At 42.5% G+C, this 7524-nt stretch carries 9 protein-coding genes; all 9 read left to right on the forward strand.

The features are described 5' to 3' along the window. Positions 1–310: 310 nt before the first annotated feature. The 9 genes from glp (at position 311) to modB (ending at position 7374) form a co-directional block, all read left to right on the forward strand. On the forward strand, positions 311–1606 hold the full coding sequence (glp, locus tag CXF61_RS01185) for a molybdopterin molybdotransferase MoeA (RefSeq protein WP_165596859.1): 1296 nt from the start codon (positions 311–313) through the stop codon (positions 1604–1606). Between the two features lie 130 nt (positions 1607–1736). Further along, entirely contained in the window at positions 1737–2849 is a 1113-nt protein-coding gene (gene moaA / locus CXF61_RS01190) for a GTP 3',8-cyclase MoaA (RefSeq protein WP_165596860.1), read from the forward strand. Between the two features lie 129 nt (positions 2850–2978). Beyond that, positions 2979–3509, forward strand: a complete 531-nt coding sequence (gene moaB, locus CXF61_RS01195; RefSeq protein WP_102078147.1) for a molybdenum cofactor biosynthesis protein B — start codon at positions 2979–2981, stop codon at positions 3507–3509. A gap of 57 nt (positions 3510–3566) precedes the next feature. Further along, positions 3567–4280 carry a molybdenum cofactor guanylyltransferase gene (locus tag CXF61_RS01200; protein ID WP_165596861.1) on the forward strand — a complete coding sequence of 238 codons (714 nt, stop codon included), beginning with the start codon at positions 3567–3569 and terminating at the stop codon, positions 4278–4280. A gap of 30 nt (positions 4281–4310) precedes the next feature. After that, a complete protein-coding gene (moaC, locus tag CXF61_RS01205; protein ID WP_165596862.1) occupies positions 4311–4817 on the forward strand; it encodes a cyclic pyranopterin monophosphate synthase MoaC in 507 nt (168 codons plus the stop codon). A 93-nt stretch (positions 4818–4910) separates the two neighbouring features. After that, positions 4911–5192, forward strand: a complete 282-nt coding sequence (locus tag CXF61_RS01210) for a MoaD/ThiS family protein (RefSeq protein WP_165596863.1) — start codon at positions 4911–4913, stop codon at positions 5190–5192. Positions 5193–5269: 77 nt separating this feature from the next. Further along, the gene (locus tag CXF61_RS01215; protein WP_165596864.1) at positions 5270–5761 is read left to right on the forward strand and encodes a molybdenum cofactor biosynthesis protein MoaE; all 492 of its coding nucleotides are present in this window, start codon (positions 5270–5272) and stop codon (positions 5759–5761) included. Continuing rightward, the gene (gene modA / locus CXF61_RS01220) at positions 5754–6626 is read left to right on the forward strand and encodes a molybdate ABC transporter substrate-binding protein (RefSeq protein WP_165596865.1); all 873 of its coding nucleotides are present in this window, start codon (positions 5754–5756) and stop codon (positions 6624–6626) included. The genes CXF61_RS01215 and modA overlap by 8 nt, the downstream gene beginning before the upstream one ends. A gap of 46 nt (positions 6627–6672) precedes the next feature. Further along, the gene (gene modB, locus CXF61_RS01225; RefSeq protein ID WP_165596866.1) at positions 6673–7374 is read left to right on the forward strand and encodes a molybdate ABC transporter permease subunit; all 702 of its coding nucleotides are present in this window, start codon (positions 6673–6675) and stop codon (positions 7372–7374) included. Positions 7375–7524: the final 150 nt, after the last annotated feature.

Here is a 7524-nt window from a genome sequence, read left to right on the forward strand (position 1 = left end):
CTTTGTTCTACAAAAAGCACCTTGCCAAGGTGCTTTTTTTGTCTCAATCTATGTCTGCTTTTGCTGACATTTTTAACGCCATGGACAATGCAATAAATATCAAATATTAAGACCAGTGTAATCTGGCTTTATTCAAAACTTATCAGGACAAGGTTAATACAAGAAAGTTGATACTTTGAATGATAGACTCTAGATAATGTGTTTTTTGACGATGACTTTTACTCATAGTTTTTAGTGACAGTTTTCAATGACCATTTTAAATAACAGTTTCGATTATAAATAATTAGAACAATAGAAAGAGCGTGACCTTATGATTACCATGGAAGAATTACAAGCTGCGATACAGCAACGGATAGATAATTATCATATTACTGATTTTCCGCTACAAAAAAGAGCCGTCAACACTATAGAACTGCTGGACAGCCTAAACCATATACTGGCTCAAGATATTGCTTCACCCTTTGATGTGCCGCGACAAAACCTATCTGCAATGGATGGCTATGCGATTGCAAAGGGAAGTGAGTTATCAGAAAGCAGTACTATCGAAATCGTTGGTGAGTCGCAAGCTGGCAGTTCTTATACTGGTAAGACAGCTGCAGAGCAAGGGGTTCGGGTTTTTACTGGTGCAGTCGTGCCAGATTGCTGTGATACGGTCATTATGCAAGAGAATACAAACTTTGCAGATATCAAAGCGACCGTTGATAAATCTCGACCTTATAGCATCACGCTCACGCAAACGGCCAAAGTTGATGATAATATCCGCTCACAAGGCGAAGAGATTGAGTCTGGCGAAGCCGTTTTAAAAATCGGTAAACGCCTTAATCCTGCAGACATTAGCTTACTGGCTAACCTTGGTATTAGCCAAGTGAACGTGTTCCAGCCGCTCGTTGTAGGGGTGTTGGCAACAGGTGATGAGCTCGTATCTATTGGCAATGAGCTACAAAGCCTAGCCCAAATATATAATTCTAATACCCCAACGCTCAAAAGCCTGCTGTCAGATTTGCCTATCACTATTCGTGACTATGGCATTATTCCTGATAACCTAGAGCAGACAACTATCGCAGTCAATGAGGCCATACAGGACTGTGATGTACTGATATCTACTGCAGGTGTTTCTGTTGGTGACTATGATTTTTTGACCACGGTGATTGAAACGCTAGGTCAAATTAACCATTACAAAGTGGCGATGAAGCCTGGTAAGCCTTTTGTATTTGGTGAATTGAATAAAAATCTTGATAAGCCAGTATTGTATTTTGGCCTACCGGGCAATCCGCTCTCTACGGTTGTGGGTACGTTACAGTTTGTGATACCTGCATTGTGGCAAATGTCAGGTGCTAGCGTGTCAGAGCAGCCGATGCCGCTAACGATCAAAGCCAAACTGATCAGTGACATCAGAAAATCTCCCGGCCGCAAAGACTTTCAGCGTGGCGTATTGTCACGAGATGAGACAGGTCATTATCAAGTTGAGTGCTTTTCAAGACAGCAGTCACATAGAATCAAACAGCTGAGCCGCGCTAATTGCTTCATTGTGTTGGATAAAGATAGTGGGAACGTAGCAGCTGGTAATGACGTCGTTGTACAACCGTTTCCTTGGCTACATCGCTAATTCATCGTTTGCCAATTTATTGTAAGGTGGTCGCACAGAGCTGAAGAGTAACCCTATAACCTTACACTGGTATGCTAAACACGAATAACAAAGTAGTGCTTATAGTAAGCAGTACTGATGGCAGTAACATATGATTGATGACAACATAGATGACAAACACAAAATAGACAGCCCGCAAATGTATTCACCGAGCTTGGCACCGGCATTATCTGATGGCTACATAGAGCCTTCCTTGGTCGTGCCCACTGAGCAGATGAGTGACTATCACCAGCCGCTAACCGATGGGTTTGCACGGCGTCTGACTTATTTGCGTCTGTCTATTACTGATTTCTGTAATTTTCGCTGTGAGTATTGCCTGCCAAATGGTTATCAAGGTAAGCGCCCTGATGATGAGCTGAGTATCTCTGAAATTGCAACCTTGGTGCGCGGCTTTGCTCAAGTAGGTACCAAAAAAGTTAGAATTACAGGTGGTGAGCCATCTATTCGTCGTGATGTTGTCGAAATTATCGAAACGATTAAGCAGACTGACGGTATCGAGACGGTCGCGATGACCAGTAACGGCTATAAATTGGGTAAACATATAGCCAACTGGCAAGCTGCTGGACTTGACCAGCTCAATATCAGTATGGACAGTTTTGATGCCGTTACCTTTCATAAAATGACAGGCTTTGATACCTTGCCGCAGATATTGGCTGACATGGATATATTGTTAGAAACGACTGATATCAAACTGAAAATAAATAGTGTCTTGATGGCAGAGACTGCTTTTGAGAATTTAATCACGGCGATCGACTATGTCAAAGACAGACAAGTGACTTATCGCTTTATTGAATTTATGCAGACCAGTGATAATAGCGATTTGTTTTTTGCTCAGCATGCTCAGTCTGATATTATCACTGATTATTTGTTAGAAAATGGTTGGCAGCCGCATGAGCGCGGTAGTGCCGATGGTCCAGCAGTAGAGTATAGCCACCCTGATTATGTTGGTCGTATCGGTATGATTGCCCCATATGCGGCGCACTTCTGTGATACCTGTAACCGCTTGCGTGTAAGCAGCCAAGGCAAGGTGCATTTGTGTCTGTTTGATCAAGGCAACTATGATATCCGTCCATACTTACAGCAAGACGATATCCAAGGACTGGTAAACACTTTACATAGCTTTATGCCAATCAAGCCTGAGCATCATCATTTGCATGATTCTAACAGTGGCATCATGCACAATCTATCGATAATCGGCGGATAAAAACCTTTGAGTCTACAATCATGACGCTGATAGAGATTGTCTGCCAGTGCAATCGTTTTTCTACATAACTTTTTTTGATACAACTGCTTTTTAATACAATTATAAAATGACATCTATAAAGGATTATTTATGAGTAAGCCTGCTGCACAATTTACACCACTTAATATTGCTGTATTGACCGTTTCTGATAGCCGTACGCTGGCAGAAGATACGTCAGGCCAGTACTTAGTAGATAGCTTGACTGAAGCAGGGCATCATTTAGCAGATCGTCAATTAATCACCGACGATATTTACCAGATTCGCGCAGTCATTAGTGGTTGGATTGCTAGTCCAGACGTTCATGCGGTTATTACCACTGGCGGCACAGGGTTCTTCATCAGAGATAGCATGCCAGAAGCTGTGAGTGTACTGTTTGATAAATCAATCGATGGTTTTGGTGAAATGTTCCGTCTAATCTCAAAAGATGAGATCGGTATGTCTACCGTACAATCGCGAGCAGTTGCTGGCATGGCCAATGGTACGGGTATATTCTGTCTACCAGGATCGTCTGGTGCTTGCCGTACGGGTTGGGAAAATATCTTAAAGGATCAGTTTGATAGCCGTACTCGTCCGTGCAATTTTGTGCCGCATTTTTTGGCACAAAATCCTAGCCATGATTGAGTTATAAATAATTGAGCTATGAGTGATATACAATCAAGCCTGACAGGTAAATGGTAAATGAAAAACTGCTCAAATAATCTGGATGGTTTGGCAGGAGTGGTTATCTTGGCAGGCGGCGCATCTAGACGTATGGGAACGGCTAAGGCGATGCTGACACTACCGTCAGGTGAGCAGCTGTTAGATTATCATGTTCGCCATGCGAGTAAGTTACAGGTTCCTATATTGATTGCAGATAATGGTCGCGACTTTCAAACTGGTTTAGATGTCCATTTAGAAAGCCTCAATGTGCCTGTTATTCATATTACTGATTATGGTGCTGATCTTGACTCTAGTGAGCATGATGAGCAGATTAAAACTGGCGGCGCTTTGGTCGCTATTGAATCAGCCTTACAAACATTGAACGGTTTGATCAGCTTGAATGATTCAGGCGTCTCAAAAGACGTACAAGCATCGTGGTTACTGGTTATTAGCTGTGATAGCTTAATACCAGCAACTGACTTGTGGCAGAAATTACAATGTGAAATAAGCCTTGCTGCTGATAAGAAAGTAATTTGCTTAAAAGATGACGGTCACTTATATCCACTATTAGGACTGTATCAGCTAAGTATCGAGCCTGATTTGAAGGCCTATATAGATAGCGGACAGCGTAGGGTGATGCAGTTTATTCAGCCATTAGTGCAAGCTGTACCATTTAGCAAAGAGTGGCAAAATCTAACCAACTTCAATACGCCTGAAGATTTTAAGCAGGCATGTGCTGCTCTACCAAAATAATAAAAATATCACATAGAAAAGGTTATATAAATGAGTGACAGCGTTCAGATAAATCAGCAATCTACTTTATCTCACTTAGACAGTGATGGTGATATTACCATGGTCGATGTTAGTGGTAAGACAGCAACGACGCGAGAAGCCAATGCCACTGGACAAGTACGCTTTCCTAGTGAGATTTATGCGCAGATTAAAGCGGCTGATGGGATGACCAAAAAAGGTAGCATCACGCAAACGGCTCACATCGCTGGTATCATGGCGGCCAAACGCACTCATGATCTGATACCGCTTTGTCATCCACTACCGTTAGACAAGATAGGTTTGAGCTTTGAGTACAATGACGCGCTCAGCAGCCTCACGGTCAGTGCGGTGGTCAAGGTTACGCATAAGACAGGGGTGGAGATGGAAGCGTTAACAGCGGTTAGTGTTGCCTGCTTAACTATCTATGATATGACCAAAGCACTATCGCATGACATCGTTATAGATGATATTCATCTGGTCAAAAAGACAGGTGGTAAATCAGACTACAGTCATGCTTAAAGTGACAAAATTGCAGAGTGCGTCATCAATTAATTAATCAATAAAGATATGCTAAATGCCAAGCAAGGAAGCTTGCATAAGAGGGAGAGGTTTATGAGTGTTATCGATATGACAACTAATATCGAATCAACGATGAATATTAATGTCATGTATTTTGCCAGTTTGGCTGACGAGGCCAATTGTCAACAAGAGACAGTAAGCGTACAGCAGGATACGTCATTGACTGAACTATACGAACAGCTTAGTCAAAAACATCGCTTTAGCCGTCCGCAGTCGGAGCTACGAGTCGCAGTAAATGACTACTTTGTTAAATGGACTGACCAGATAAATAATGGTGATAGCGTGGTTTTCATCACGCCAGTCGCTGGTGGTTAGACAAGCGTTTATTAGTGTCCATTTTGTCAGTAGCTATTCAGTGGTTACAAAGAGAAAATAATAAATAGAGAAGAAAAATGACCGACAACGTCCACGATCATTCAATGAGCATCAAACGTAGTGCTGACGACGCTTACCTTATCGCTGAGCGTGATGGTTTTGCACTACTAGATATTGTGATTGACGAAGATAGACTAAAAAGTACGTTAGATAATGACAGCTGCGGCGCGTTTGTTTGCTTTGAAGGGCGAGTGCGCAATCATAATAACGCTACGAGCGTCGATCGCCTTACCTATTATGGTTATGAAGATTTGGCCATCAATCAAGGTCGCGCCATTATAGAAGAAGCCAAAAAGCGTTTTGAAATTACGCATGCTATTGCGATACATCGTATCGGTGCGTTAGAGATTGGCGATGTTGCTGTGTGGGTTGGGGTAGTGTCAGCGCACCGTTATCCAGCATTTGATGCGTGTCGCTGGATATTAGATACCATCAAAGCAGACATTCCTGTGTGGAAGCAAGAGTACTACGAAGACGACTCGTCTAAATGGCTCAGCAATAATGGTTAAGTCATTAGTTACTGCCTGTGTATCTGCTTGTCTGCTATTGTCACTAAATGCTTGTACGCAAGACAAAGACGCCAATATGGCGCTTGCTTCTGACAAAGTTGAACCAGCTCAAACATTGCGTATCGCTGCGGCTGCTAACTTATCTGATGTACTACCTCATATTATTGATAGCTATCAGGCTGATAACAGCTCACCTGCCCAAAGTATTTCAGGTATCTCAGATATTGAAGTTACTTATGCCTCTTCTGGCAAGTTATATGCGCAAATCAAAGCAGGGGCACCGTATGATATATTCTTGTCTGCCAATCAAGATTTCCCTGCTAAATTGGCTGATGAAAATTCAGCTGATGTTACTAGTAAAGAGCGTAAACTAACTAAGCCCTTTACATATACTAGAGGACAGTTAGCGCTCTATAGTGTCAGCAAACCTTTAAACGATTTTACGCCAACATCGTTGGGTGATGTGTTTACCAGTGCTGACTTTACTCAGGACAGCAAGGTAGCTATTGCGAACCCTGACCTTGCTCCTTATGGTGCCTCTGCAAAAGCCTATCTGCAATCACAAAATATGTATGATAAGTTGAATGCTCAAAAAAGCTTGATACAGTCAGAGAATATCGGTCAGGCATTTCAATATGCGTATACGGGCAGTGTGGAGTATGGTTTTGTAGCACAGTCTCAGCTTGTTGCGATTAAAGCCAAGCCTGAGCAGTTTATTACCTTATTACCAACGTCTTATCCAACTATCTTACAAGATGGCATAATTATCAATAACACCGCCCCAGCAGCAGACTTCACCGACTACCTGCGCTCAAAAGCAGGACAGCAGCACTTCTTACAAGCAGGCTATCTGGCCGTCCAGTAATACGTTAGACTAACCCCTCTCATCATAGAACTAGCAGTGACATTATATGATCGACCAGTCTCTTATGTCAGATATGCTCAGTCCATTTTGGGTGAGCATTAAGCTCGCTTGTGTGACTACCTTATGTCTATTACTATTTGCAACGCCTATCGCTTACTGGTTGGCTAAGCCGAACCGTATAAAAGCAATAGGACGTCTTAAGGTACTGCTGATGGGCATCATTACGATGCCTCTGGTGCTACCACCTACCGTGATTGGATTTTATCTATTGTTACTGCTCAGTCCTAGTATGGGTATCGGTAAATGGTTAAGCGAACATAATATTAGCCCGCTAATTTTTACCTTTGAAGGTCTGGTCATTGGTTCTATTATTTACTCATTGCCTTTTTATATACAGCCTGTCTATGCACAGTTTTTGCGTATTCCGCAAAGTGTCACGGAAGTCGCTCATCTCCTAGAACCAAGTCGTATGCGACGGTTTATGAAAGTAGCCTTACCGCAAGCGCGCGTGGGTATTATTTTGGGGAGTTTGGTGAGCTTTGCTCATACCATTGGGGAGTTTGGGGTTGTACTGATGATAGGCGGCAGCATCTCAGGCGAAACTAAAGTAGTATCGATTGCGATATATGAGCAGGTAGAGGCGCTCAACTATGAGGCGGCGCATATGATGTCTGGTATTCTGATTGTCATGGGCGTAGTGATGGTAGCGTTAATCGCTAGTGTAAGCCGAATAAGTCAACGTCCATAGCCATAGCACTGAAATATTTGCATGCGAGTTAAGTGTTAGGTAGCGCAGCAGCTATATAAACAATGTCTAAGCAAAATACGCAGACACAAAAAAACCTCAAACAATCTAATGCTTGAGGCGAAACTTGCTTAAACCCAAAGGTTTAAATTT

This window comes from Psychrobacter sp. 4Dc (genome assembly GCF_002836715.1).
GTDB lineage: Bacteria > Pseudomonadota > Gammaproteobacteria > Pseudomonadales > Moraxellaceae > Psychrobacter.